Source organism: Polynucleobacter sp. AP-Nino-20-G2, from assembly GCF_018688235.1.
Taxonomy (GTDB): domain Bacteria; phylum Pseudomonadota; class Gammaproteobacteria; order Burkholderiales; family Burkholderiaceae; genus Polynucleobacter.
In genome coordinates, this window is the sequence record NZ_CP061313.1 from 389,305 (window position 1) to 415,255 (window position 25,951).

Here is a 25,951-nt window from a genome sequence, read left to right on the forward strand (position 1 = left end):
TTAACCTAAAGCTGCCTAGAAAGTGCTGTGATATCGGCGGCTAGTCATGTGGGCTCAATTGGTATGAGGCGGAGGTTGATTGGTTTCGACAGCAGTGTCACGAGAAGCGACAGTTGAATGTCGGGTAAACCGACAGGTTGAGTGGCAACTGTCGGCCTTGATTTCAACCCGTCGATGCAACACACTACAAACTGCGTAAGCGCAAGGAGTGTTGCTCATGAAACAACGACCTCGAATCTATTACACAGCTACCCAGAAGGCTTTAATGTGGGAGCGCTGGAAAAAGGGAGATTCTCTCCAGCAGATTGCCCAGTTATTTGATCGCCACCACTCGGCAGTTCAGCGAATTTTGGCTGAGAGTGGCGGTATCAGACCCCCAGAGCGAACTCGATCAACCTTGGCATTAACTTTGGCCGAGCGTGAAGCAGTCTCACGTGGCCTAGCAAGCGGTCAATCCATGAGATCGATTGCAACTCAGTTAGGTCGATCACCTTCCACAATTAGTCGTGAGATTGGTCGCAATGGCGGTCCAAAGAGTTATCGAGCCCACCAATCTAATCAGGCTGCCTGGGATCGAGCGCAGCGTCCTCAGACTTGTAAACTAGTCTTGAATAAAGCCTTAGCGCATCTGGTGGCAGATAAACTGCAGCACTACTGGTCACCACAACAGATTGCCGGATGGCTAAAAGAGACTTATCCAGATCAGGAGGACTATCAGGTGTCACACGAAACGATCTACCTTAGCCTCTTTATCCAAGCCCGCGGAGCCTTAAAGAAAGAGCTCACCCAGCATTTACGACGCACCCGCATCATGCGCCGATCACGGCATCACACGCTGAAGGATGCAGGGCTTGGAAAAATTAAGGATGCAGTCTCGATCAGAGAGCGGCCAGCCGAAGCAGAAGATAGAGCTGTTCCCGGCCATTGGGAAGGTGATCTTTTATATGGGGATGCCAATAGTCAGATCGCTACTCTCGTGGAGCGCCAGACTCGCTATGTGATGCTAGTCAAGGTGGCTCGTAAAGACAGTGAGACGGTGGTCAATGCACTCATCAAGCATGCCCGCAAGTTACCGCAAGAGCTCTACAAGTCCTTAACATGGGATCGGGGTAAAGAAATGTCTGAACACAAACGCTTTACTCTAGCTACCGATGTGCAAGTGTATTTTTGCGATCCTCAGCATCCTTGGCAACGAGGCTCGAATGAAAATACCAATGGGTTATTAAGACAATACTTCCCTAAAGGAATGAGCTTAGCTAATTACTCCCAAGCCAAACTCAATGCTGTAGCAAGGCAACTCAATGAACGTCCTAGAAAAACACTAAACTATCAAACACCGGCAGAACGTTTTGCCCTAACTGTTGCATCGACGGGTTGAAATCAAGGCCAATAGAGGACCTTTGACCAAGCCTTCAGTGTTGCTCAATCTCTGGTAGTGTTTTATTGGAGCGGCAGGGCGCAAGGTTCTCGGGCTTCCGACCCCCTCTCAAATAAAATTAAGAGCCTAGAAAATTAAAGATTCACCGTAGTGAGCGCCATGTGATTCACTACCTGCAAAGCACTGAAGAATAAATCTTTTTGGAAAAAATCCCTCTCTAATTTGGCGTGGAGCGGACGGTGGTGGCAAGAGTTATCTTTTTAAGCAATAGCCCAAAGCTTTAGATGTTTTAGGGCTGGTCTATTACGCCTTGTACTACCAAGAAGTATCAAAACCATTTTCACTAGCGTTAATTTATATTTCTAGTGCAGCAGTACAGTACGCGGATTAAATTATCTGTCAAAGATGCTGGGTTCGATGGTGGATTGCAACAAGAGCAATACATAGGTAGTGATAATAGCTTTTAAGCTAATAAAAATTTACATTCTCCGTAATTAAGAGTAGCCTGAAGTTGTCGTTTTGACATATTTTTTTTTGTTAAGTGGGGACGTAATGAACCTTACTGTAGAACCGCTCTATCTTATTTCCATCATCGTCAATTTGACGGTTGGTTTGCTAGTTCTGTTTCTCTACAGGAAGCAACAAGACCGATCAGCGCAATACTGGTTTTTTGCATCACTAGCTCTGTCTTTAGGTGTTGGATTTATTCTCTTCCGTCCGTACCTTCCCCCATTCTTTAGCTACTCTTTAGCGCATACGCTCTCAACTTCATCATCAATATTATTCGGCTATAGCCTAATTCTTATTGGCGGTCAGAAGGTTCGGTTTCCATATATATCAATATTAATCTGCATCATTTATGGAATCGTTTTAACGTACTTGGTTGCATCAGGTCTTGGTCGTTTAACGCCTGCAGCAATTGCGGGCGCTTGGAGCATTTCGTTAGTTGCTGCCTTTTTTATGGCTTTACGTGCCAATAGGGTATTAAAGAATGGCTATCTAGAGGTAATGACCTGGCTCTTTGCCACCTCCGCAGTTCTGTGGCTGATGCGAATCCCTCCATTGGCTGCAGGGCTGACAGAAAGCCTCGGTGATCCTGGTGTAATCAATACAGTAACCTTGATTGGAATTGTTATTTTAGGTATTTTGCGTCAATTATTTTATCTGGTGATTCGGTTGTCTGAAGCATTTAAGTATTTACTTAAAAAACAAACAATCAAAATTGGCGAGACTGAAGAAGCGTTGCTAGCTAGCTTGACAAGCTTAGCATCTAAGCGGGATAACGAAACAGGCAATCATATTATTCGCACAGCAAAATATGTGAAGGTGATCGCTCGTCAACTACGGGCGGCAGGGTACTACTCGGAATTTTTATCTGATTCCCGCATACAGGATTTTTATCGCGCAGCACCATTACACGACATCGGAAAAGTAGGCATTCTCGATGCCATACTAAATAAACCTGGAAAACTTGATTCTGACGAATGGGGTGTTATGAAGACCCATGCATCAATCGGTGAATCCATTTTATTAACCGTAAAAGAGCGATTTTCTGATGTACCTAGTTTTTTACAACATGCAATAGAGATTGCTGGGGGGCATCATGAGCGTTGGGATGGTGGTGGCTATCCAAGGGGCTTAGCGGGCGAAGAAATTCCGCTATCAGCTCGCATTATGGCTGCGGCTGACGTGTACGATGCTTTGGTAAGTCGCAGGGTTTATAAAGAGCCATGGACGCATGAAGAAGCTTGTGGAGAAATTGTTAAGTTGAGTGGAAGCCAGTTTGACCCAAAAATTGTTGAGGCAATAGTCCACGAAATGGATGTTTTTAAGAGAATCTACAAAGAGCATCGGGATTGATAAAGATTAATTTTCCTCACCTCTAGTTTTGGGCGCCCAGAGACCGAAGTATTCACTGTGGCTAAAGTGTTTATTCGTGAGTCATCTAAACTATTATCAGGTAAATTAATTAGATTTCTGTTGCAATCAACAAGGGTCCAAGGCAACTTTAATGGTAGATTGTGCTTGATGATTAACGCTAAACCAAAGTCTTCTATGGGTCGGTAGCTGACCAATTGTGGAAGCAATCTAGATGACCCAATTCGGCCATTAGCGGTCATTTACTATTGAACCCCTTTTCTTCTGTAGCCTAACTTAACCAGCTCATACCACGTGATTCCGAGTAATCCAGAGGCAAGAATCACTAAAGCGCCCTCAGGCGTAGGCACGGCAAATTGAAAACGATCGCGGAGAAATGGAATCGTAATTAAAAATCCAAAAGATATAGCCCCAATGCCAAGGATCCATTTTTGGGATGGATTGGTTTTTTTCAAAATCTTGAATAGGTGATCATTTTTTGATCTACTGACAATAATTAATGAAATGTTGCCAAGTACTAGGCTGCCAAATGACAGGGTGGTTGCCATAGCATGCGAGTAGTTCATATTTAAGAGCCAGAAATATAACCCAACAACAATAGCAGTTAATCCTGCGCCTTGTAGCAAAGCCATGGAGATGTTTTGTAGGCTAAAGAGTTTTTGATTAATGTTTCTTGGGGGTCTTAACATGACATCACTTTCAGGCGACTCCATCTCAAAAATAATTGCGCAGGCAGGATCAATAATCATTTGCAGAAAGACAATATGTATTGGGTCTAGGATTGGCTGTATGCCAAAGAGAATTGGAATAAAGACAGCTCCTGCCATTGGGATATGGATAGCAACGATATAAATAATGGCCTTATGTAAGTTGTCATAAATTTGTCTACCTTGCTGGATGGTGTGGACTATAGAGGAGAAATCATCATTTAGCAGTACTAGGGATGCGGCTTCCCTAGCGACATCTGTGCCCCGTTGTCCCATCGCAATACCCACATGGGCCGCTTTTAGGGCGGGTGCATCATTTACTCCATCGCCAGTCATGGCTACTACTTCATTGTTTTCTTGTAATGCCTTTACGAGCCTTAATTTTTCGGCGGGTTTTATCCGCACGTATACAGAGGTTTTCTTTACTGCCTCACGAAGTTCAAGGTCATTTAATGTATTGATATCACTACCAGATAGGACGCTTAAGCTATCAATACCCGCTTGGCTTGCAATTGCTTGCGCTGTAATTGCATGATCTCCAGTAATCATAATGACGCGTATGCCAGCTTTTTGACACTTTTGAATAGCTGCTGGCACCTCTTCTCTGATGGGGTCTTTGAGGCCCACAAGACCTAGCCAAGTAAGCTCAAAAGAACCTAGATTGTCTGGCCAATCTACGCTTTGTTTCGTGTATTGGGATTTTGCAACGCCTAGCAATCGCAATCCTTGTGATGCAAGGTCTTTAATTTGCTTTTCAATTGCTTGAGCCTGCGCTTGTGACAAATTGCAGCGCTTAAGGACTGCTTCGGGAGCTCCTTTAATGGCTACTAGGTATTCAACAGAGCCTGGTGCTTTCCAAATGTGCGTCATGGCAGGTAATTCTGGGCTCAGGCCATACTCATGCACCAATTCATGGTTGCAATATCGATTTGCATATTCGGGAATAAGGTAGCACTTCTCATGAAATGCTTGTTCCATGGGGTCAAAGGGTTTTAGTTCACTTGCAAGTACGCAATAACTTAGAAGTTCCTTTTGAGTTGAATTTAGATTTTGATCTCCTGAGCTAAGAAATAAAATGCTCTCTGGGGTTGCAAGGACCTCGAGAGACATTTTGTTCAGGGTAAGGGTACCTGTTTTATCAACACATAAGGTGGTGATGCTGCCTAATGTTTCAATTACAGGCGCGTATCTGGTTAGCACTTTTTGGCGGGATATTCTCCAAACACCTAGGGCCATAAAAACCGTCAAAATGACTGTAAATTCTTCGGGCAATAAGGCCATGGTTAAGCTGATGGCAGTCAGGGCCCCTTGAAGCCAGGTTCGATGTACGAGCTCATAAATCAATAAAACAAGAATGGAGAGGGCGACTCCAAAAATCGTAAACCGTTTAATCAAAACCCCTATATCTTGCTGCAGGGGGCTATTAAGATTATTGATTTGACTTAGGCTGCCACCTATCTTGCCTAGCTCTGTCTGCATTCCGATAGCGGTAACCTTAGCTATTCCGCCGCCTCGAATAACCATGCACCCCGAATGAACGTAATCTGCACCATCTTTTTTTAATGGTTCAGACTCCCCGGTTAGCAGTGATTCATCGACAAGTAGATCATGAGCCTCAAGCAATTGGGCGTCAGCAGGAATTCTGTCGCCTTCCTCAATAACAAGAATGTCGCCAACTACAACATATTCGCCAGCTATCCTCTGGGTAATGCCATCCCTTATAACAATGGCTCTAGGACTAGATAGATCTTTAAGTGCCTCAATAGCCTTTTCACTTTTTCGTTCTTGAAATAGGGTGATGCCTACCGATATAAAGATAAATCCAATCAGAATCAGTGCGTCATCTATTTTTCCAATAACTAGGTAAATTGCTCCAGCCAGAAAGAGAAGGGCAAATGTGGGCTCAGCTAAAATTCGAAGTAGGAGCTTGAAAACAGTTTTTTTATCTGCAACTGCTAGCTCATTAAATCCATCTTGCTCCTGTAGTTGAGCAACCCGGGATTTGGTAAGACCCTGCATGGGTGATGGCATCTGTGTAATTGCAGGGTTATTAAATGATTGGAATTTGACGGCCCTATCTTAGGGCCGTCTGAGATGACTACTTAACAAGTAACACTGGTTGCTTTGCCGATCCAGATACTCGTTGAGCTACAGAGCCAATTAAGACGTCAAGTAGTCCACCTCGGCCTTTTGCCCCCATCACAATTAGATCAACCTTGTCTTTGTTGGCTAAAGCGACAATTTCGTCGGCAATATGGCCGCGCTTGATAGCCATGTTGTGTTTGACGCGTGTGGTATTGAGTACTTTCTGAGCTGCTTTCAGTTCCTTTTCGCTCACTTCGCGCAAGTAGTCATCTACAACACTTTTGGAAACAAACTGCTTTACATGACTAAGTGAAGTGTCGTCATGCACACTTACTAGAGTAACAACAGCAGGACTTCTCGAGTTTTTTGCAAGTTTGGCAACATACCTTGCAGCGTTTAGAGAAGATTTTGATCCATCAATTGGCAATAGTATTTTCATCTTGATTGCTTCCTCTTTTTAGTTTGTAACTACACCTTTAGTTTATGACTTAAAAATGTGGTTGGCAATTTACGGCTTTTTTATGGTCGATACGGACGAATAAGATTCTCCAGTCCAAATGCATCATTTTTATCTCGCAACCCTTCAATGTCATTACGGAGTTTTTTTTGTCTGATAGCAGCTGAGCTTCCTTAACTTTTTCCGATCAAGTCCGTAGGTGTCGATTAAATATCTTAGGCGTGAGGAGCAAATTTGAAAGCGAATGATCCAAATGATTGCAAAAAGGGCTGGACTCAGAAGTAAGAGAATGATGGTCATGATAGTTAGCGTTGATAAAACTTACTTTTAAAAAGGGTCAAAAATCTCAAAGAGCGCACACCCTAAAAGTGCGGAAAATTCAATTGGCTTCATGGGGGCGCTTGTTAAACACTTTGCATACGTACACCTCAATCAACATATTAGGCCTAAATTTTGCGTAATTACGACAAAAAAATGACATATTGCGGGTGTAGAATCAAAGTATGCATGTATTGAGATCCAAGCCTCTTCTTGTTGTTGCACTGTTCCTGGCTATTATTTTGCAGCTATTGACCCCGTTTCTACATGCTCATACTGGAGCTTCAAGTCAGCATGGTCTCCATCTTCATGTTGATAGCGCAGGATTTGAGTCCGCCAATACATCTGAGGTTGGAAAGGTATTTATAACCACCTCTACTGAAGAGTCGCCAGAGGTTGGGGTGCCTGCTTCACGTCAAAGCGATCAATTTGATCTTGTTATCTTAAATTTCTATGTTTTAGCCTTGTTTGCTTTGGTATATGCAACCTATGCTGCTAGACCCATTTTCCATTTTTATAGCTTAGACAGATTTGCGTATCAAAGGTACGCCCAAAGTTCTCCACCCCTTTCTTTAGCTCCACCTCTAGACCTCTAAATTTCTCAGGCGTGACTTGCTCACGTTTCTTCGAATTAGTTAGCAGCGTTTCTAGAGGTTTTTATGTTTCGTTTCCATATAGTTGGACTTTCCCTTTTCTCGCTGATTTTGAGCGGGAGTCTACAGGCACAAGAATTTGCACCTAAGTCATTAAAACTGACTGCAAATCAACAGGCAGCAATGGGCGTGAATTTTGCCCAAGCAATTTCTGTTGATTCGGGCTCTGTATTAATTAGCGCTTCAGTCACAGTCCCGCCGGAAAAGCAGGCGATTCTATCCGCGCCTTATCCTGGACAGCTCAGTCAAATGGTTGTGGGTGTTGGTGATCCAGTAAAAGTAGGATCACCGTTGGCTTATTTCACTAGTCCCCAGATGGGCGATTCAAGGCAGAAATTATTAGAAGCCACATCTGATGCTCGTTTGGCTAAAGAAGCCTTGATTCGTGATAACGAATTGTTTAAAGAAGGAATTATTCCTCAATCTCGTCTCAATATCACTAAAGCAAAAGCTGAAAATGCCAATGCCATGTTAATGGCAAGGCAGTCGGAGCTAAAGGCCGCGGGGATTAACTTTGATGATCCTAAGAATAAAGAGGCATTTAACTCTTATGCTACAGGCGCATTGAAGTCGCCAATCCGGGGAACGGTGGTTGAGGCTCATAACCTGATTGGTCAGCGCGTTGATACTGGAACCTTGCTTTTTAGAATTGCTGACATCTCCACCTTGAATCTCGAGATCAATACATCTGGATTTAAAGCTCTCGGAATTCAGCCTGGAGATGAGATTGTGATTGCCTCCCGTAACGCTAAAGCCAAGGTAACCGGAGTATCCCAGGCAGTTAGCGCCTCACAGTCAGCAAGAATAAGAGCTGTTGTTGAGGAACGCGGCACTCTGCAGATGGGTGAAGTGGTTGCTGCAACTATTCAGGCAAGGCTGAAACCAAAAGTTCAGGATAAAACGTTATGGCAGGTACCCTCAAGAGCGCTTACGAGCTGGAAAGGGCAAAGCGCGATATTCATTCTTTCAGGCACTGGTGTAGTACTTCAACCCGTATCGGTCATCTCAAGCGATGATGACTTGGCCTCAATTCAGGCGCCGTTATCGAATGGCGCTAAGGTTGCGGTAACTGGCATTGCCTCTCTGAAAGCGCTTGCGCAGAAGGATGAGTAATGTTTACTAAATTAATTGATGCAAGTTTGCATTTTCGCAAGCTCGTATTGGCAATGGCTATTGCATTAGTGCTCTTTGGTATTCATGCGTGGATGACGCTGCCAATTGATGCCTTTCCTGATATCTCGCCAACCCAAGTCAAAATTATTCTGAAGATTCCGGGGATGACACCTGAAGAGGTTGAGCAGAGAGTAGTTCGCCCAATTGAAATTGAAATGCTTAGCATTCCCAAGAAGCGGATTGTAAGATCGGTATCTAAATACGGCATTGCCGATATCACGATTGATTTTGATGATGGCACTGATATTTATTGGGCACGTCAGCAAATCTCAGAGCGTTTAAATGCATTTACAAAAGACCTCCCACCCGGCGCAACTGGTGGGCTGGCACCAATTACCACTCCTTTAAGTGAAATTTATATGTTCACTCTTGAGGGTGAGGGCTTTAGCTTAAGAGATAAACGCACCGTGTTGGACTGGACCATTCGACCTGAGCTTCGAACCATTCCTGGAGTGGCTGAAGTCAATGTCTTAGGTGGAGAGATTTTGACTTATGAGGTGATACCGGATCCATCCCGATTGGCTGCTCGTGGAATTGCGATGGTAGATCTTCGTAAAGCGGTAATGACGAACAATAGTAATGATGGTGCTGGGCGTATTGATCAAGGCGAAGAGACCTTAGTGGTTCGTGTTGAGGGAGCTGTTAAAAAACTTGACGATGTTAAAAAGATCCAGATCCCCAAGGCGAATGGTGGGTCAGTCATGCTTGATGAGGTGGCTACAGTGCATTTAGGATCAGCAACTCGTTATGGCGCCGTAACTAAAGATGGAAAAGGAGAGGCAGTAGAAGGTTTGGTCTTGGGTTTACGCGGCGCTAATGCCCGCCTTCTGGTTGATTCGGTTGAGCAAAAACTAGTTGAGATTGCTCCAAGATTGCCAAAAGGCATGACCGTAAATACTTTCTATAACCGCGGTGAATTAGTATCTCGCGCAGCAGGTACTGTAACAAAGGCTTTACTTGAAGCTACCGTTTTGGTTTGCATCACCTTATATCTATTTTTAGGTGGGTATCGTGCCGCTCTGGTGGTTGCGGCTGTACTTCCGCTCTCAATACTCTCTACGTTCATATTAATGAAGGCATTTGGCCTAACGGCTAACTTGATGAGCTTGGGTGGATTGGCAATTGCCATCGGTATGTTGGTGGATGCCGCAGTGGTGGTGGTTGAAAATGTGGAAACAGCCTTTGCTGACCCCAATACATCAAAAGCATTAAGCAAGACGGAAATCATTTCTATAGCTACTCATGAGGTTGTTAAGCCGGTGGTAGCTGGTGTATTGATTATTGCTGTAGTTTTTCTTCCGTTACTCAGTCTTGAAGGTTTGGAGGGCAAACTATTTTCACCGGTAGCACTAACAATTGTTATGGCACTCGCCTCATCCTTATTAATTGCATTTACTGCCATTCCCGCTTTAGCTTCCTTTGTTTTAGAGCGTAAAGCTGATGAAGAGACAAAGTTTATGCGCAAGATTTCAGAGAAATATGTTGAGTGGCGCAATCAGATTTGGGGCAATACTAAATGGCTTTACAGGGCCTCTGGTATTGGGTTAGGTGTGATGGTAATCCTTTATATGATTGTGGGAAAAACCTTTATGCCTACTCTAGATGAAGGAGACATTCTGGTTCAACTGCAAAAGCTTCCATCGATATCCTTAAATGAATCACTCACCATTGATTCTCAGGTGGAGCAGTTATTTTTAAAAGAAGTTCCTGAGATTAAATCCATTGTTGCTAGAGCAGGTTCAGATGATTTGGGTCTAGATCCTATGGGCTTAAATGAGACTGATATGTTTTTAGTGCTCAAACCTAAAAGTGAGTGGTCTGGAAGCAAAGACGATATTGCCAATAAGCTCAGGATTGCTTTAGATAGCTTTCCTGGGTTAGTTTATGGCTTTACTCAGCCTATTGAAATGCGTGTCTCCGAGATGCTTACGGGAACCCGCGGTGATGTAGCAATCAAAATCTTCGGCAGTGATTTAGCTGAAATCAATATGGCGGCACAAGCTATAGCTGGCTCAGTTCGGAATGTTAAGGGTGCTGCTGAGGTAATTGCACCTCGTGCTGAAGGAATGCAGTACTTAAGCCTAAAGATTAACCGTACCGTAGCGGGGCAAGCTGGATTCTCGATTGAGGACTTGCAGCAGCGATTACGCAATCAAATTGAAGGCGAGAACCTTGGGGTGGTATTAGATGGGGTCATTAGAACACCATTGGTACTGCGTGGAAATGACTATATACGTACAAGCCCAGAAGCATTTGGCGACTTAATGATATCCGCACCTGATGGAAAATCATGGCCACTAGCATCACTAGCTGAAATTAAGCAAGTAGATGGGCCCATTCGGATTGACCATGAGCAATCAAGTCGCTTTGCTAGCATTCAAGTGTCTGTCGATGGCAGGGATCTAGCAGGATTTGTGAAGGATGCTCAGGCGGCAGTGATTGCGTTGAGCTTGCCTAAAACGATCAATGTGGTTTGGGGAGGGCAGTTTGAAAATCAACAAAGGGCTGCTGCAAGGCTAGCTATTGTGATCCCGATTGCATTGGGGTTAATCTTTGCAATACTGATGGTGACCTTTGGCTCGGCAATACAGGCTGGGATCATATTCCTCAATATCCCTTTTGCACTGGTTGGTGGAGTTGTTGCTTTAACCATCACCGGTCAATATCTTTCCGTGCCAGCGTCGGTCGGATTTATTGCATTACTTGGTATTGCCGTCCTAAATGGCGTGGTGATGGTCACTCACTTTAACGAGCGCCTGGTTAAGGGCGACTCTATGTCCGATGTCATTCACTTTGGTACTGAAAGGCGTTTACGCCCCGTACTGATGACGGCAGTTATTACCGCCCTTGGAATGATTCCACTTCTTTTTGCTACGGGGCCAGGTTCTGAAATTCAGCGTCCCTTAGCGATTGTGGTGATTGGTGGTTTGATCACGTCAACTTTATTAACCTTGCTACTTTTACCAAAGCTCTATGAGCGCTTTGGGGCATTAAAAAATTGGAGTGAGCTTAAAGAAGAAATCCACTTTGATCGTTTAATTGAATCTATTAAGAGGATCAAAAAATGAAAAAATTGATTCTATTTGCTACATTTATTGGAGTTTGTTCTTCAGCATTAGCTAATAATTTATTGCCAACTGATGAACAGGTAAAAAATGCTCTGTATTCCAACCCTAAGATTGGAGCTGCGGATGCGAGAAAGGACTCTTTAAATTACAGGGCTGATGCCATTGCCTCGGGTTCGCAAGAGTTTGTTGTCAGGGGCTCTAGACAAAATCGAAGAGTAACCAATATACCGGGAGCCACAAATTATCAAGAATACTGGGCGGGTATTGAGCGTCCAATCCGTTTTTGGGGTAAAGGCGGTGTTGATGAGAAGATTTCCGATGCCACCAAGTCATTTGCCGGAATTGAGTATGCCGATACGATGCATGAAACCAGCAAGGATCTATTAGCAACCTGGTTTACTTATCTTAAAGCGCTTCAGTCAAGAATTGTTGCCGAGAAAAATAGCCAGCTAGGCGATCAAATTGGCCGGATTGCTCAAGTGCGCTACAAGGTTGGGGATGTAGCTAGATTGGATGCTCAATTAGCAACAGCGGAGCAAGGTAGGCTAAAGGCCTTCTTAGAGCTTGCTAAAGCACAAGAAAGCGCAAGCGGTGAATCAGTCACGCAGAGATACCAAGGCATCGCATTAATTAAGAACTTTAAATGGGATGTAATTCCTAATCTTCAAACTAGGAAGGAATTACTACGTCAACAATTTCTTGAGCGAAGTCATGAATTAAAGCTAGCTAAATCAGATGCTGATCGATTTGATTTGCAAGCTAAACGCAGTGGCTTGGACAGGTTTCCGGATCCAACCGTTGGCCTATATACCGCCAATGAGTTTGGTGGCGCCGAGAGAATTAATGGTGTTAGTTTATCGTTCCCAATATCCGGTAGCGCTCGTTTTTCTAATGCTTCTGCGGCAGCATCTGAAGCAGAAATGAGTCGCCAAAGAGTTATAGAAACTGAGCAACGCATTAGCGTTGAGTTTGAACGCTTATGGTCGCAGATGATGAGTAGAAAAGCGGCAGCAGAAACATTGTTGAGTTCTGCAAAAAGTCAGAACGATGCCGCGCAGGCAGCTGAAAAAGCTTATGTGCTAGGAGAGGGAAATATTTCAGATTTAATTGCTGCAAGAAAAGCCGCCAATGAGAATCAGTTATCGGCTGATTTAATGCGTTTGGATGCTTTGGAGTCGCACTACCGTATGCGCCTTGATTTGCATGAGATTTGGGACTTTGATTGATATTTTTAAGTGGATTCTCATCGATATTCTTTTGGCAATACCTTTATAGGCTAGCCCAGGGTTGTTCATGATTGATGAGGTATCTTTAGATGTCTGCTAAGGGTCGGAAGCTGCCATGGTGCAGGCCTGTATTCCTTTATTAATGGAAAAATCCATGCGCACCAAGTGCTGAAATAAAAATGGTGATTAAGCTCAAAACTAGAATCACTATATGAACAAGTTGGGTTTTCTTGAGATCCTCAATATTGTGACCATCTTTCACCATCCGCCCATGATTCTTTATAAAAAATGGTTCGATCACAAAAAGTGCAATAACAAACATTAACCAAATAAGAACCATAGCATGCATCCAAAAATACTGAGCCTCTAGAAATCGACCCCATGCATTCATTTTGTCGGCCATATAAAAGCCACTCATTCCAGCTAATATCACAACTATCCTTGCAATCGAAGCAAAACGATTCTCGACGGCGTTAAAAATCAATAGTTGCTCGGTTTTGAACGAGGGGTTTCTGATAGCGGGAATTAGCACCATAGTCACAAAGGCTACTCCACCCATCCAAATAACAATGCTCAGAATATGAATCGCACGTGCAATGGTTAGATCGGCCATCTAGACCCCTTAATTTTCATTATTTAATCGCTCATTTTGGGTTAGAAGGTTTTCGCCAATCATTTGGACCCTGGAAAACCATTTGTTAGTCAATTCCTGATCAAGATGGGAGTCTAGAACTTCTTTAAATAGTTGCTTCCAGTCTTCTAACAATTTTGCGTTAAAGCCAACTGCAAAATGTTTACCAACGGGGTTATATTTATAGGAGGTTTGAGGCTTACCGCCCAATACAACCCACCAAAAGTCGCCAATTTTTTCTTTATGAGCTGGCCAATCATGCACTGAAGAAAATGGCGCAGCTAAAGTAGGGTGGGTCTGGATTTTGTTGTAGAACTCATCAACCACTGTATTAACAGCATCCCTTCCAATGAGATCTGCAAGGCAGATTCGATCATGGGGCTTTAATGACATATGTAGCAAGGGGCTTAATTTGAGTGGGCTTCTAGTTCAGCAATACGCTTGCGAAGCATGCGCTGCTCATTAAATCTGGATGTGTCATCTCGAATGATTGCGGCAACCCCTACAACCTTACCATCAGGACCAAAAATCATGGAGACAGTAAATGCAATCGAAAGAGGTCGACCGGACTGATGGATTGCCGGTACGGTGAGTAGTTTGTCGCCATATTGGGTGGTGCCCGTTTGCATAGAGTGGTCATATCCCTCATTATGGCGCTGGCGAAGGCGCTCAGGAATGATGAGATCTAAGCTAGCACCCAACGCTTCTTGTGCGCTAAAGCCAAAAATACGTTCTGCCGATGGATTCCAATAGGTAATGATGCCGTTAGCATCTGAGATAACTACGCCATCGCCAAGCGATTGAACGAGTGCTTCAAAATTAATATTCATACCAAATCCCTATGCTGCTTGAATCGTTACAGATTTAAACAAATTATCTGTTTGCCATTTAGGCTTGGAAAAATCATGTAAAGAGTACTTATTAAGACCTTTAATGAAATCTGATTTTGCTGATGAGAGAATCCCTTTTAGGCGACACTGGGCATCAATTACGCAGCTATTCGCGCCAGGATTTATGCATTCCAAGAGGTTGCTATCCGGTTCAGTTTGCTCAACCACATCTCCAAGCTTAATTTGATTGGCTGGCATAGCTAATTTAATGCCACCTGTTCGACCGCGAGTAGTTTCAATATAGCCAAGTAATCCTAGGTGATGCACAACTTTTACCAAGTGATTACGTGAAATTTTGTAAAAGTCAGCAAGCTCAGAAATGGTAGTGTCGCCTTTGTTGCTTTGAGCAAGATGCATCAGGACTCGGAGTGAATAGTCTGTATAAGTCGTAAATCGCATTTTTCACCTTATTTAAATGAATTAAGTTCTTGACAGTTTACCCTTAAAAGATGTATAAATTATACATGTTATTAATTAACGGTTTATAAGGTTTCGTGGCGAAGGTACGGTTAGATCGGGATATTGCTTGTGAATACTGCATTTATACGGTTTTTAAATTTGATTGATTCATTGGATCGCATGAATCCTGGACGTAATTTGGATGAGCTCGAAAGAGAATTGGTGGAGCATATTTTGCGCTGCACTAGTGAGGGCCAGGTATTGCTTGTCGGCGATCTTCTTCAATTAAACAAGCTCGGCTCGCAAGCAACGATTCATGGAAGAGTAAAAAATCTATCAGCACTTGGCTATATAAAGCTCCTAATTGATAAAGAGGACGGCCGTAGAAAGTTTGTCACTCCTACAAAGATGGCATTTAAATACAGCGAATTTATGTCTAAATGTCTAGAAGATGCGCTGAAGACGTAAGGCGGTGGGGGATACAAATAGCCCCATGGGGAGCGATAATCCAATCCTGGTTTACATTTTTAAATGAAGCAAACATTGGCAGTTTATCTTTAGGCGTACGCTATGGGTCGTTAGCTGACGATTGAAGCCTTCATGATGCTTGCCTTATGATTTTGCGATGTAGTCACTCAAAAAGCCTATAAACCCCCAAGCAAACCCTTGACCTATTGGCATCAAATCAATTGCTCAGGGGTAAGGTCGTGCTTGATGGAAAGGTGGCAGAGCAAAAACTTATGGCAGAGGCCATTGAGTTTGAAATGCGTCATAGAAGGACAAAAGCACCTAAATGAGCGATCTTGAATTTATCGGGAAGATGAATCCGAAACCTTTTAAATCGCTAGCCACTATTGAAAAAGAACGGCTAGAAGAGGTGCGACAAAGAATTCACCGAGACAAGCTCAAAGCCATGGGTAAGTTGCCGCCTGAACCTGAACCTGAATTCACATGAGAACCTTTCATCGAGTAACGGTGAGCTGGTGTTTTTTAAATGCACTTACATCCACCATTACTTCCTAGATTTAGTAACCTTAGATGCCTGAAACCTTTATTGGAAGTTAATTGTCTTTAATGAGAAAAGTTAGCCCAGAGTTAGCCCGGCTAGAAATAAAAAAGCCTCGCAGACGCGAGGCTTAGTAATGCTGGTGGGTCGGGCGAGATTCGAACTCGCGACCAACGGATTAAAAGTCCGCTGCTCTACCGACTGAGCTACCGACCCAGTAAAACAGAAATTATAGCAAGAACTGAGTTGGACTTCCCTGAGTTTTGGTGGGCAACCCTCTATGCCTTGTAGTTACAAGTGCGTTAAGCGTTTGTTCGTCTGGCGACCGGTGGATTTTTCGAGAAATAGTCCTTAATTCCCCTCAAAATAGCTTCCGCTATTCGGTCCTGGTAGGCGTCGTCATTGAGGCGCGCTTCTTCTTGGGGATTGCTAATAAAGGCGGTTTCCACCAGGATGGATGGGATATCAGGGGCCTTGAGAACGGCAAAGCTGGCTTGCTCGACTTTGCCCTTATGCAAGGCGGCAAAGCCACTAATTTGCTTCAAGATGGAGTTACCCGCCTGGAGGGAGTCTTTGATTTGGGCGGTCGTAGACATATCTAATAGTAGATTGGCAACTTGCTTATCTTGGGTCTTGATGTTGATACCCCCAATCAAGTCGGATGCATTTTCCTTATTTGCCATCCAGCGAGCCATCGTGCTACTGGCGCCCATCTGTGACAGTGCAAATACGGAAGCTCCTTTTGCTCGGGGTTCGATGAAGGCATCCGCATGAATAGATACGAATAAGTCCGCCTCTACACGACGTGCTTTTTGTACTCGTGTGTGGAGGGGTACAAAATAATCGCCATCACGCGTGAGGAACGGACGCATATAAGCATCATTATCAATTTTGTCGCGTAGGCGTTTGGCGATAGATAACACTACATGCTTTTCTTTAGACCCTAAAGATCCAATGGCACCAGGATCCTCGCCGCCATGTCCAGCATCAATCGCTATTGTGATCAGGCGTTTGGGTTTTGCAGGGGCGGGGGCTTCTTTAACACTTGGTATCGCTTGTGCGACTGGAGCTGCCGGCGCTTTTAGGGATTCTTTCTTGGTGGCAAATTGCGCAATCAGATCAATCTCTTCATTTGATTTTTCTAAGGCGCTTTCTTTGCGGGCGCTGCTCTTAACGAGCTCCATCAACGGATCTGGCGGAATGGACGGATATAAATCCAGCACCATGCGGTATTGATATTCCGCGATAGGATCGAGCGTGAAAAGCTGTGGCTTTACCGGTTCCTTAAGATCAAAGACTAGGCGTACCATCCCTGGTTGAAATTGCCCTACCCGAATTTGTGACACGTAAGGATCATTCGGTTTTACTTTAGCAACCAAGTCCTTCAGAGTAGAGTTGAGCTCCATGCCTTGGACATCTACTACCAGGCGATCGGGATTCGTGAGTAATTGCTGAGTAATCGGCAGCGCCTTGTCTGACTCTAAGGTGATACGTGTGTAGTCTTCGGCAGGCCATATGCGCACACCCAATATTTTTGCGCCCCATGCAATATCTATTTCACTCAATAGCAAGACAAAGCCCATCAGCTTTGCCGATGTCTTAAGATATTTTCTTCTGGAGAAGCTGCTTGGGTGTTTGCTCATCAATATGAAGAGGGCAGCCTCTCAAGAGTGGCAAGTCCCAATGATGAGAGTGCATGAAGCTTTATTTCTCTAGTGTTTTCATCTTCGCCTGCAGTCAGATGAATCTCTAGGTCAAATGGAGGGAGAGTGCCTTCCGCCTTTTCCGGCCATTCCACCAGGCAGAATCCAGGTGCATCAAAGTGTTCCGAAAATCCCGCCTCCTGCCACTCTAGTGGGTCGCGCATGCGATAGAGGTCAAAGTGATGTGCGGTTGAATTCCCTGCACTAGTTTCTAATGGGTAAGGCTCGCATAAGGTGTAGGTGGGGCTCTTTACTCGGCCTTGGTATCCCATGCCTTGAATAAGGTGTCGTGCAAAGGTGGTTTTGCCAGCTCCAAGATCACCCACCAATGAGATATTGAGATGGGCTCCAGGGTTCTCCTGCAGCAGATAGTCAATACTCATAGCCAATTTTCGGGCCAAAGCTGCCGTTTCTGCTTCCTGCCTACAATGTTGAGTAAATAAGTCTTGAGCCATTTGCCTAGTTTATTCAATTATTGAGATACATTCGGTATTCCTTATGTCAGCTTCCCATTCACCCAATGCTATAGACCAGCCCAATCTACGTGAATGGTTGGATGAACAGTCGCGAATCTTGGGTTTTGATGGCTTGCGCATCACAGATACGCATCTCGGGTCAGCAACCGAGCGGCTCAATGAATGGTTAGCCGAAGGTCGCCACGGCCAAATGGAGTATATGGCGCGACATGCCGACTTGCGCTCAGATCCAGGCGCACTTGTTCCGGGCGCGGTCAGAGTGATTTGCCTGACCATGAATTATTTATCTCCCGCAATTGATTTTGACGGTGAATGGCAAAGATTGGCTGATCCTAGTCAAGCGGCAGTATCTATGTATGCGCGCGGCCGCGACTATCACAAGGTGATGCGCAATCGTTTGCAAGAGTTTGCCAAGTTAATTGAAAGTCGAATTGGAAATTTTGGCTATCGTGTTTTTACAGATTCCGCACCATTGATGGAGGTGGAGCTGGCGCGCAAGGCTGGTTTAGGTTGGCGAGGAAAGCATACCTTGCTACTGAACCGCGAATCTGGTTCCACCTTTTTTCTAGGTGAAATCTTGATAGATGTGCCACTACCTATTGATGAGGAGCAAGAATCCCATTGTGGCACCTGCCAATCCTGCATTGAGGTTTGTCCTACCCAAGCCATCATCGCTCCATATCAGTTGGATGCGCGTCGATGCATCTCTTATTTAACGATTGAAAATCCAGACTCCATTCCAGTGGAGTTTCGTAGAGCAATGGGTAATCGCGTTTATGGATGTGACGACTGTCAGTTAATTTGTCCCTGGAATAAGTTTGCCCAAAGAACCGCGCTGCCTGATTTTGCGGAGCGTCACGGTTTAGGTAGAGCTAGTTTGTTGCAGCTCTGGTCATGGACTGAAGCCGAGTTTGAAAAACGCCATGAGGGTAGCGCTATTCGCCGTATTGGTTACTCCCGCTGGCGTAGAAATCTCGCAGTAGCACTAGGGAATGCATTGATCGCTCCTGAAGTTACTAATGAAGATAAATTACATATCCGCCAGGCTTTAATGGAGGCGCAAGCAGAGGCAGACCCCTTAGTGGCCGAACACATTTCCTGGGCACTGAAAGCTTGAGATCTATTGGCAAAGTTTTCACTAACTCTTACAATCAATCTATGTCAGCTGTCGACCAATCCTATATAGATCCTAGCGAAATTGCGCTGGAGGGTTCGGCGGCGCAGCGCTTTCAAAATCGACGTGATGCCTTTTGGGCGGGCATTCGTGATGCCGCAGGTGCACCAGCAATGGTTCTTTTTGCTGGCATGGTGGGCTTTGGCGCGATGGGTAAAACCAACGGCATGGACGCTTGGTTTACTGGGGCAACTAGCCTATTGATGTTTGCCTTACCAGGTCAAGTGGTCTTGCTGGAGATGGCCATCACTGGTTCATCGGTGTTAGCAATTGCGCTAGCGGTTACCTTAACCTCTACTCGCTTTATCACTATGACGGTGACACTTTTCCCACAATTCCATGACAAAGACCGCAATCGTGGACTCTATGCCTCTGTTCATCTACTAGCAATGACCGCATGGGCAATCTCTATGCGCGAGTTTCACACGATTGAATCAAAGCATCGTTTAAGTTATTTCGTTGGTCTTGGCTTGTTGTGCTGGTTGATTTCTGTGCCGGGAACAATCTTGGGGTATTTGTTGGCCGGGATGGTGCCCATGGCAATCACTCTAGGTTTAATCTTTATTAACCCCCTGTTTTTCTTGTTAACCTTTACTGAGGTGAAGCCTTGGATTAATCGGATCGCGATTGGTTTAGGTTTTGTGATGGGCCCATTTTTTTTCTTGTTGGATCGTGACACGAGTTTGCTGACTACGGGCTTAGTAGCTGGCACCATTGCTTACTTGGTTGACCGTAAGCTATTGCGCAAAAGAGCAGGGGTGATCGGTTGATGAATGGCGCTCACCAAGGCTGGGGTTTATGGATCGCCCTATTAGGCGCGACGATTGGCACTTATTTTTGCCGTGCGATCGGCGTGCTCCTATCCAAAAGAATTCATCAAGATAGCGAAATCTTTCGCTGGCTCGCCGCGGTCACCTATGCGATGGTAGCGGCTTTGACTGTCAGAATGATTTTGATGCCGGTAGGTCTTTTGTCTACCGTCCCCGTATGGATTCGGGTGCTGATTTGTATATTGAGTATCGGCGTGATGGTTTCTGGACCAACACGCCGCCTCGTTCCAGCCTTATTGACTGGAACTTTGTTAATGCTTTCTTATGGCGTAATGCGCTAAGCCATTCGTTTCCAATGCTTAGAGGTGCGCCGCCAAGATCTTGGCGATATGCACTGCGTCTCTCTGTGCGCCATCGGCAATCTGGTGGCGACAACTCGTTCCATCCGCCACTACCCAGCTATCAGGAGATTTTCGGATCGCTGGTAAGAGGCTGGCTTCCGCCATTTGCTTGGATACATCGATATGCTCTGCTTCATATCCAAAGCTACCTGCCATGCCACAACAGGAAGACTCAATCAGTTTGGGCTCCGCATTCGGAATCAATTTAAGTAGTTCCATTGCAGGGGTGACTGCAGCAAATGATTTCTGATGGCAGTGACCATGGAAAAGAATGGGGTGCGTAGCGGGCTGGAGTTGAAGCTGGAGTTTTCCAGACTTTGCTTCGGCAGCTAAAAATTCTTCTAGAAGTTGAGCGTGTTTGCTGACTGTGACAGCGCGTTCACCAAAACCCATGACCAATGCTTCATCTTTGAGCGTAAACAAGCATGAAGGCTCAAGGCCAATGATCGGAATATTTTTCTCCGCATAAGGCGCGAGGTGATTTACTAATTCATCAAGAGTAGCCTTCGCTTTATCAACCATGCCTGCGGCTAGATAGGTACGACCACAGCAAAACTCTTTTGAGCAAGTATTCTGCTCTTGTCTTGCATTTGAGTCTGATGCTTTGTGTGGGATATGCACGCGATAACCAGCGGCATTCAATACTTTTAAAGCCGCTTGTAGATTTTCATCTTCAAAGTGCGCATTGAAGGTGTCGGCCAACAGGACAACGCCCTTGAGTCCGGTTGCATCATCTTTAGCAAGCTCTGCCGGGGTAAATTGATATTGAGTAAGAGCCTTCTTATTACTCCAGAAAGTTGTTGATTTCCAGATCGGCAAGCTGCGTTGTGCGGAGATACCCATGAACCATTCTTGTAACTTGGCAATAGGCGCAATGCGATTACGCAGATTGAGTAAAGCCGGGAGTCCTGGGGTATTGCTGATGATAGAGGCGTATTTCGGTAAATATGCTACTGCCAAATCGCGCAAGGAATGACCCACTCGTTTCTTATAAGCGGCAAGAAACTCAATCTTCATCTTAGCCATATCCACGCCAGTAGGGCACTCACGACGACAGGCCTTACAGCTAACGCAGAGCTCCATCACTTCTTTAATCGCATCGCTACCTAGCGGGGAGCTCTCGTCTTTAATATCCAATTGATTTGATAGTGCAAGGCGCAAGGTATTGGCTCGACCCCGCGTCAAATGTTTTTCATCACGAGTGACGCGATAACTGGGGCACATGACTTCGGCATCAAATTTACGACAGTGCCCATTGTTATTACACATCTCCACTGCTTTGGCTAAGCCCATTGCGGGGTCTCCGCCAGTGCCTGGGGCGCTAGTTTCTTCTGTGACAGGATTGTTCTGCACATTCCAGGCGGACCAATCTAAGGCCGGTTGAAGTGGAATGACCTTATAGCTCGGTGGGAAGCGGAAGTTACTCGCATCATCCATTTTGGGAGGGTCAATAATCTTCCCAGGGTTGAATAATCCCTTGGGGTCAAAGGCTTGCTTGATCTCGGAAAGGGCCTCGGTAATCTTGGGGCCAAATTGCCAAGAAATCCATTCGCCACGACAGAGACCGTCGCCGTGCTCTCCGCTGTATGCGCCCTTATATTTGCGTACCAAGGCCGACGCTTCTTCAGCGACTGAGCGCATCTTCTGCGCGCCATCACGACGCATATCCAGGATAGGGCGCACATGCAAAGTGCCAACCGAAGCATGCGCATACCAAGTGCCGCGTGAACCATATTTAGAAAACACATCTGTTAGCGCTTGCGTGTATTCAGCTAGGCTTTCCAGTGGGACGGCGCAGTCTTCAATAAAGCTGACTGGTTTGCCATCACCCTTCAAGCTCATCATGATGTTGAGACCAGCTTTGCGTACTTCCCACAAATTCTTTTGCAAGCTCGCATCGGGCATGGCGACAACTGACCCTGGAAGACCAAGATCCCCCATTAAGCTTTGCAAGGACTTGAGTTTTTCCAATAGCGGAGCATGAGCCTCGCCAGAAAACTCCACCAGCAAAATCGCTTCAGGCGTTTGACCTGTCGGATCAATCAGTGCTGTCTCGATGGTTTTCTTAAAGCTCGGATTGTGACGAGCTAGATCAATCATGGTGCGATCTACGAGCTCTACTGCGGTAGGCCCAAGCTTGACGATATGTTGCGCGCTATCCATTGCTTTAAAGAAGCTTGCAAAGTTGACCACTCCAAGCACTTTGTGTTGCGGCAATGGCGCCAGTTTGAGTTCCAGTGACTTGAAGTAGGCTAGCGTGCCTTCGCTACCTACTAAGAGGTGCGCCAAATTGACGCTGCCATCTTGCGTGTAAGGGCGCTCGCTTTGCGGATGGAACACATCTAAGTTATATCCCGCAACACGACGCAAAACTTTTGGAAAATTTGCTTCGATTTCCGGTTGCAGTGTATTTGCCAGGTTTTTTACAAAATCACCCAATTGTTTTGCGGGACCCGAGCTGTTGGCGTAATTACCAAACTGAGCTACTTGACCATTCGATAGCCAGGCATCGATACCTAAAACGTTATGCACCATATTGCCGTAAGCAATAGAGCGACTGCCGCAAGAGTTATTGCCAGCCATGCCACCAATGGTGGCTTGCCCCGCAGTGGAGACGTCGACTGGGTACCAGAGGCCATGTGGCTTGAGTGCGGCATTGAGGTGATCAAGCACGATGCCGGGTTCAACGATAGCAGTGGCCCTTTCAGGGTCTGCATGCAGCAGCTTACGAAAGTATTTGGTGTTATCGATCACCAATGCTGTGCCTGTAGTTTGGCCGCACTGACTCGTACCACCACCACGGGGCAATACCGGCACACCTAGCTCGCCTGCGATCTGAATCGCATTCGCAATATCTTCGGCAGTTTTTGGTACGAAGACAGCAACAGGCATCGCTTGATAAATTGAGGCATCAGTTGCGTAACGTCCGCGACTAGCAATATCGGTCATTACCTCGCCAGAAGTTTCTTGGCGTAGTCGTTTGGCTAACTCTGCCTTATTGGCTACGAATTCTGGAAGTGGCAAATCAAGGGGCTTGTTCATGCTGTAGATTTCTCTGAGTCGATTAATTGAATAACCACATCACGTTTGTTCATGACATGCTGCATCATGACTTTGCGCATCCGTGCGCTATCGCGAGCTTTTAATGCATCTAACATTTCTTGGTGCTCGCCTACTGCCTTCTCCCATTTCACGCCATCTTGATTGGAGCGAAAGCGCAAAGCCTCAATCCGGGCATTTACTTGAGTAAACAGTTGGCTCAATACGGGATTGTTTGCTGCTTGATTGATTGCGCCATGAATTTTTAAATTCAATCTGTAATAGTTGGAAAGATCTCGGCGCGCGTATGAAGCCATCATTTCATATTGGAGGGCCTCTAATTCCACTAAGGCTTGCTCGCTAATATTTTGTGCGGCCAGTTCACCCGAGTAACCCTCTAGGTTGGCGATGACATCAAAAGTGTGAATGATGTCATCCCGACTCAGTTGGACTGCAATAGCGCCGCGGTTGGCAATGAGCTCTACTAAGCCATCCGCGGCTAAACGACGAATAGCTTCTCTAATGGGTGTGCGAGACACATTGAGTTGTTCGGCTAATTCTCGTTCGTTGAGCTTGCTCCCAGGAGTAATCGCACCCTCCACCAAGAGTGATCTCAGTCTTTGAAAGGTGGTTTCGTGCAAATTTTGGTTGCTGGGCTGCTCTGTGACGACCATATTTCCAATGCCTTATTTTGTATACATATTGACTATAACCGATCAGAAACCAAAAAATAGCCTTCGAAATGCTTATTTTTCAGAGTTATATAAATTACTTTGCATACAAAATTGTAAATACCCAAAAAGTGGCTTACACTGAATTGCAAGATTAACTACAAAAACCAAGCGAGACTAAGCATGCTAAAACTTGATAATCACCTTTCTGGGCGTCATTTCCTTCATATTCCTGGCCCAAGCCCCGTGCCATCCCGCATCTTGCGTGCGATCAGCTATCAAACGATTGACCATCGCGGCCCTGAATTCGGTGAATTTGGTCTAAAGGTTTTAGATGGCATCAAAAAGATCTTCAAAACAGAACAGCCCGTCATTATTTATTCCGCTTCTGGAACGGGCTCTTGGGAGGGCGCTTTAGTAAACGTCCTCAATCCTGGTGACAAGGTATTGTTTTACGAGACTGGCCACTTTGCCAACCTCTGGCGCGCATTGGCCAAGAAGATTGCTATTGATGTTGAGGTGATTGGTAAGCCTGGTCAAGATACCTGGCGTTGGGGTATTGATGCTGCGGTTATTGAAGAGCGTTTGCGCAAAGATACGCAACATGAAATCAAAGCGGTTTGTGTAGTGCATAACGAAACTTCTACCGGCATGACCTCTAATATTGCCGCGGTTCGTAAGGCGATTGATGCTGCTAAGCATCCAGCTCTATTGCTGGTGGACAGCGTGTCAGGCTTGGGCTCAGCCGATTATTGTCATGATGCTTGGGGTGCTGATGTAACAGTTTCTGGATCACAAAAAGGCTTAATGTTGCCGCCGGGTATTGGCTTTAATGCCTTGTCTCCTAAGGCGATTGAAGCTAGCAAGCGCAGCAAAATTCCAAAGGCTTATTTGGCTTGGGATGAAATTCTGGAGTCCAATAAGACGGGCTACTGGCCAACAACGCCGAGCACCAATTTGATGTACGGCTTGCATGAGGCGATTGATATGATGCAAACCGAAGGTTTGGATACGATTTTTGCTCGTCACCAGCGTTTGGCTGAGGCGTGCCGTCGCGCAGTGGCCGCTTGGGGTCTAGAGAATCAATGTTTGGATCCAAATGCCTATTCTCCAGTGCTGACAGCAATTGTTGTCCCTGAAGGCATGGATGCGGATGTATTGCGTAAACATGCCTTGGAAAAGTTCAATCTTTCCTTGGGAACTGGCCTAGGCAAGCTAAAAGGCAAGATTTTCCGTATTGGCCATCTAGGCGATTGCAATGAATTAAGCCTGATGGCAGCTTTAAGTGGGGTGGAGATGAGTTTGGGCGCTATGGGCTATAAACCCAAGGCTAGCGGTGTGGTTGCTGCCCAGGAGTTCTTAAAGTAAGCCCTGGCAGTAGACACAACCTATAATTCACCATATATATCAATAGCATTAGAGACAGAGAGATTAATCATGTTGGCAACTAAACCATATTTGACCCAAGCTGACGTTCAAAAGATTTTGGACGCAGCCGATAAACATGCCGCCGCAAATAATTGGGCAGTGACGATTGCCGTTTGTGATGATGGCGGCCATGTTCTTGGCTTGATTCGTCGCGATGGTTGTGCTCCTGTCTCTACTTACATTGCTCAAGAAAAAGCGCGTACCGCGGCAATGGGTAAGCGCGAGAGCCGTGTTTACGAAGAGATTATTAATAACGGACGCATCTCCTTTTTATCTGCCCCACACATTTCGGGCATGTTGGAGGGTGGAGTCAATATCGAGGTAAATGGGTTTACCATCGGCGCAGTCGGCGTTTCCGGCGTTAAATCGACCGAGGATGCTGAAACTGCTAAAGCCGGCATTGCGGCCATCCTGTAAGTT

The 25,951-nt window shown here is 45.4% G+C and carries 23 protein-coding genes and 1 tRNA gene; 13 read left to right on the plus strand and 11 right to left on the minus strand.

Annotation, left to right across the window (positions count from 1 at the left end):
- The first annotated feature begins 217 nt into the window (after nt 1-217).
- Nucleotides 218-1,378, plus strand: a complete 1,161-nt coding sequence (locus FD960_RS02155) for an IS30 family transposase (RefSeq protein WP_215299530.1) — start codon at nt 218-220, stop codon at nt 1,376-1,378.
- A 552-nt stretch (nt 1,379-1,930) separates the two neighbouring features.
- Nucleotides 1,931-3,238, plus strand: coding sequence for an HD-GYP domain-containing protein (locus tag FD960_RS02160; RefSeq protein ID WP_215299532.1), 1,308 nt, complete (start codon nt 1,931-1,933; stop codon nt 3,236-3,238).
- 263 nt (nt 3,239-3,501) lie between these two features.
- Here the strand turns inward: FD960_RS02160 and FD960_RS02165 are convergent, their stop codons facing one another.
- Both FD960_RS02165 and FD960_RS02170 read right to left on the minus strand, forming a co-directional pair.
- Nucleotides 3,502-5,994 carry a cation-translocating P-type ATPase gene (locus tag FD960_RS02165; protein ID WP_215299534.1) on the minus strand — a complete coding sequence of 831 codons (2,493 nt, stop codon included), beginning with the start codon at nt 5,992-5,994 and terminating at the stop codon, nt 3,502-3,504.
- Between the two features lie 67 nt (nt 5,995-6,061).
- Nucleotides 6,062-6,487, minus strand: coding sequence for a universal stress protein (locus tag FD960_RS02170; RefSeq protein ID WP_215299536.1), 426 nt, complete (start codon nt 6,485-6,487; stop codon nt 6,062-6,064).
- Between the two features lie 521 nt (nt 6,488-7,008).
- Here FD960_RS02170 and FD960_RS02175 point away from each other — a divergent pair.
- From FD960_RS02175 to FD960_RS02190, 4 genes are all read left to right on the plus strand, one after another.
- The gene (locus FD960_RS02175; protein ID WP_215299538.1) at nt 7,009-7,419 is read left to right on the plus strand and encodes a hypothetical protein; all 411 of its coding nucleotides are present in this window, start codon (nt 7,009-7,011) and stop codon (nt 7,417-7,419) included.
- Nucleotides 7,420-7,482: 63 nt separating this feature from the next.
- On the plus strand, nt 7,483-8,589 hold the full coding sequence (locus FD960_RS02180) for an efflux RND transporter periplasmic adaptor subunit (protein ID WP_215299540.1): 1,107 nt from the start codon (nt 7,483-7,485) through the stop codon (nt 8,587-8,589).
- Nucleotides 8,589-11,717 (plus strand): efflux RND transporter permease subunit, encoded by a 3,129-nt coding sequence (locus FD960_RS02185; protein WP_215299542.1) that lies wholly within the window; start codon nt 8,589-8,591, stop codon nt 11,715-11,717. The genes FD960_RS02180 and FD960_RS02185 overlap by 1 nt, the downstream gene beginning before the upstream one ends.
- Nucleotides 11,714-12,943 (plus strand): TolC family protein, encoded by a 1,230-nt coding sequence (locus FD960_RS02190; protein ID WP_215299544.1) that lies wholly within the window; start codon nt 11,714-11,716, stop codon nt 12,941-12,943. The genes FD960_RS02185 and FD960_RS02190 overlap by 4 nt, the downstream gene beginning before the upstream one ends.
- Nucleotides 12,944-13,082: 139 nt before the next feature.
- On the opposite strand, the gene FD960_RS02195 is transcribed toward FD960_RS02190, so the two are convergent.
- Genes FD960_RS02195 through FD960_RS02210 form a run of 4 tightly spaced genes read right to left on the minus strand, consistent with a single transcriptional unit; the run spans nt 13,083 to nt 14,863 of the window.
- Nucleotides 13,083-13,556: a hypothetical protein gene (locus FD960_RS02195; RefSeq protein WP_215299546.1), complete on the minus strand. Its 474-nt coding sequence runs from the start codon at nt 13,554-13,556 to the stop codon at nt 13,083-13,085.
- 9 nt (nt 13,557-13,565) lie between these two features.
- Nucleotides 13,566-13,967: a group III truncated hemoglobin gene (locus FD960_RS02200; protein ID WP_215299547.1), complete on the minus strand. Its 402-nt coding sequence runs from the start codon at nt 13,965-13,967 to the stop codon at nt 13,566-13,568.
- 14 nt (nt 13,968-13,981) lie between these two features.
- Nucleotides 13,982-14,404, minus strand: coding sequence for a PAS domain-containing protein (locus FD960_RS02205; protein ID WP_215299549.1), 423 nt, complete (start codon nt 14,402-14,404; stop codon nt 13,982-13,984).
- A 9-nt stretch (nt 14,405-14,413) separates the two neighbouring features.
- The gene (locus FD960_RS02210; protein WP_215299551.1) at nt 14,414-14,863 is read right to left on the minus strand and encodes an Rrf2 family transcriptional regulator; all 450 of its coding nucleotides are present in this window, start codon (nt 14,861-14,863) and stop codon (nt 14,414-14,416) included.
- A 129-nt stretch (nt 14,864-14,992) separates the two neighbouring features.
- Here FD960_RS02210 and FD960_RS02215 point away from each other — a divergent pair, with 129 nt between their 5' ends.
- Nucleotides 14,993-15,331, plus strand: coding sequence for a helix-turn-helix domain-containing protein (locus FD960_RS02215; RefSeq protein WP_251369820.1), 339 nt, complete (start codon nt 14,993-14,995; stop codon nt 15,329-15,331).
- Nucleotides 15,332-15,656: 325 nt separating this feature from the next.
- Nucleotides 15,657-15,818 (plus strand): hypothetical protein, encoded by a 162-nt coding sequence (locus tag FD960_RS02220; protein ID WP_215299553.1) that lies wholly within the window; start codon nt 15,657-15,659, stop codon nt 15,816-15,818.
- Nucleotides 15,819-16,009: 191 nt separating this feature from the next.
- Here FD960_RS02220 and FD960_RS02225 read toward each other — a convergent pair.
- The 3 genes from FD960_RS02225 to tsaE form a co-directional block, all read right to left on the minus strand.
- Nucleotides 16,010-16,085 (minus strand) — tRNA-Lys (locus FD960_RS02225).
- 86 nt (nt 16,086-16,171) lie between these two features.
- Nucleotides 16,172-17,512, minus strand: a complete 1,341-nt coding sequence (locus tag FD960_RS02230; RefSeq protein ID WP_215299555.1) for an N-acetylmuramoyl-L-alanine amidase — start codon at nt 17,510-17,512, stop codon at nt 16,172-16,174.
- Nucleotides 17,512-18,027 carry a tRNA (adenosine(37)-N6)-threonylcarbamoyltransferase complex ATPase subunit type 1 TsaE gene (tsaE, locus tag FD960_RS02235; protein ID WP_215299557.1) on the minus strand — a complete coding sequence of 172 codons (516 nt, stop codon included), beginning with the start codon at nt 18,025-18,027 and terminating at the stop codon, nt 17,512-17,514. Before tsaE ends, FD960_RS02230 begins: the two co-directional genes overlap by 1 nt.
- 43 nt (nt 18,028-18,070) lie before the next feature.
- On the opposite strand from tsaE, the gene queG reads away from it, so the two are divergent.
- Genes queG through FD960_RS02250 form a run of 3 tightly spaced genes read left to right on the plus strand, consistent with a single transcriptional unit; the run spans nt 18,071 to nt 20,333 of the window.
- A complete protein-coding gene (gene queG, locus FD960_RS02240) occupies nt 18,071-19,165 on the plus strand; it encodes a tRNA epoxyqueuosine(34) reductase QueG (protein ID WP_215299559.1) in 1,095 nt (364 codons plus the stop codon).
- Between the two features lie 41 nt (nt 19,166-19,206).
- Nucleotides 19,207-19,992 (plus strand): AzlC family ABC transporter permease, encoded by a 786-nt coding sequence (locus FD960_RS02245; RefSeq protein ID WP_215299560.1) that lies wholly within the window; start codon nt 19,207-19,209, stop codon nt 19,990-19,992.
- Nucleotides 19,992-20,333 carry an AzlD domain-containing protein gene (locus FD960_RS02250; protein WP_215299562.1) on the plus strand — a complete coding sequence of 114 codons (342 nt, stop codon included), beginning with the start codon at nt 19,992-19,994 and terminating at the stop codon, nt 20,331-20,333. The genes FD960_RS02245 and FD960_RS02250 overlap by 1 nt, the downstream gene beginning before the upstream one ends.
- An 18-nt stretch (nt 20,334-20,351) precedes the next feature.
- Here the strand turns inward: FD960_RS02250 and FD960_RS02255 are convergent, their stop codons facing one another.
- Together FD960_RS02255 and FD960_RS02260 are read right to left on the minus strand one after the other, a co-directional pair.
- On the minus strand, nt 20,352-23,435 hold the full coding sequence (locus tag FD960_RS02255; protein WP_215299564.1) for an FAD-binding and (Fe-S)-binding domain-containing protein: 3,084 nt from the start codon (nt 23,433-23,435) through the stop codon (nt 20,352-20,354).
- The gene (locus tag FD960_RS02260) at nt 23,432-24,106 is read right to left on the minus strand and encodes a GntR family transcriptional regulator (protein WP_215299566.1); all 675 of its coding nucleotides are present in this window, start codon (nt 24,104-24,106) and stop codon (nt 23,432-23,434) included. Before FD960_RS02260 ends, FD960_RS02255 begins: the two co-directional genes overlap by 4 nt.
- Before the next feature lie 180 nt (nt 24,107-24,286).
- On the opposite strand from FD960_RS02260, the gene FD960_RS02265 reads away from it, so the two are divergent.
- Together FD960_RS02265 and FD960_RS02270 are read left to right on the plus strand one after the other, a co-directional pair.
- The gene (locus tag FD960_RS02265; RefSeq protein ID WP_215299568.1) at nt 24,287-25,471 is read left to right on the plus strand and encodes an alanine--glyoxylate aminotransferase family protein; all 1,185 of its coding nucleotides are present in this window, start codon (nt 24,287-24,289) and stop codon (nt 25,469-25,471) included.
- A gap of 72 nt (nt 25,472-25,543) precedes the next feature.
- Nucleotides 25,544-25,948, plus strand: a complete 405-nt coding sequence (locus FD960_RS02270; protein ID WP_215300555.1) for a heme-binding protein — start codon at nt 25,544-25,546, stop codon at nt 25,946-25,948.
- The last annotated feature ends 3 nt before the right edge of the window (nt 25,949-25,951 follow it).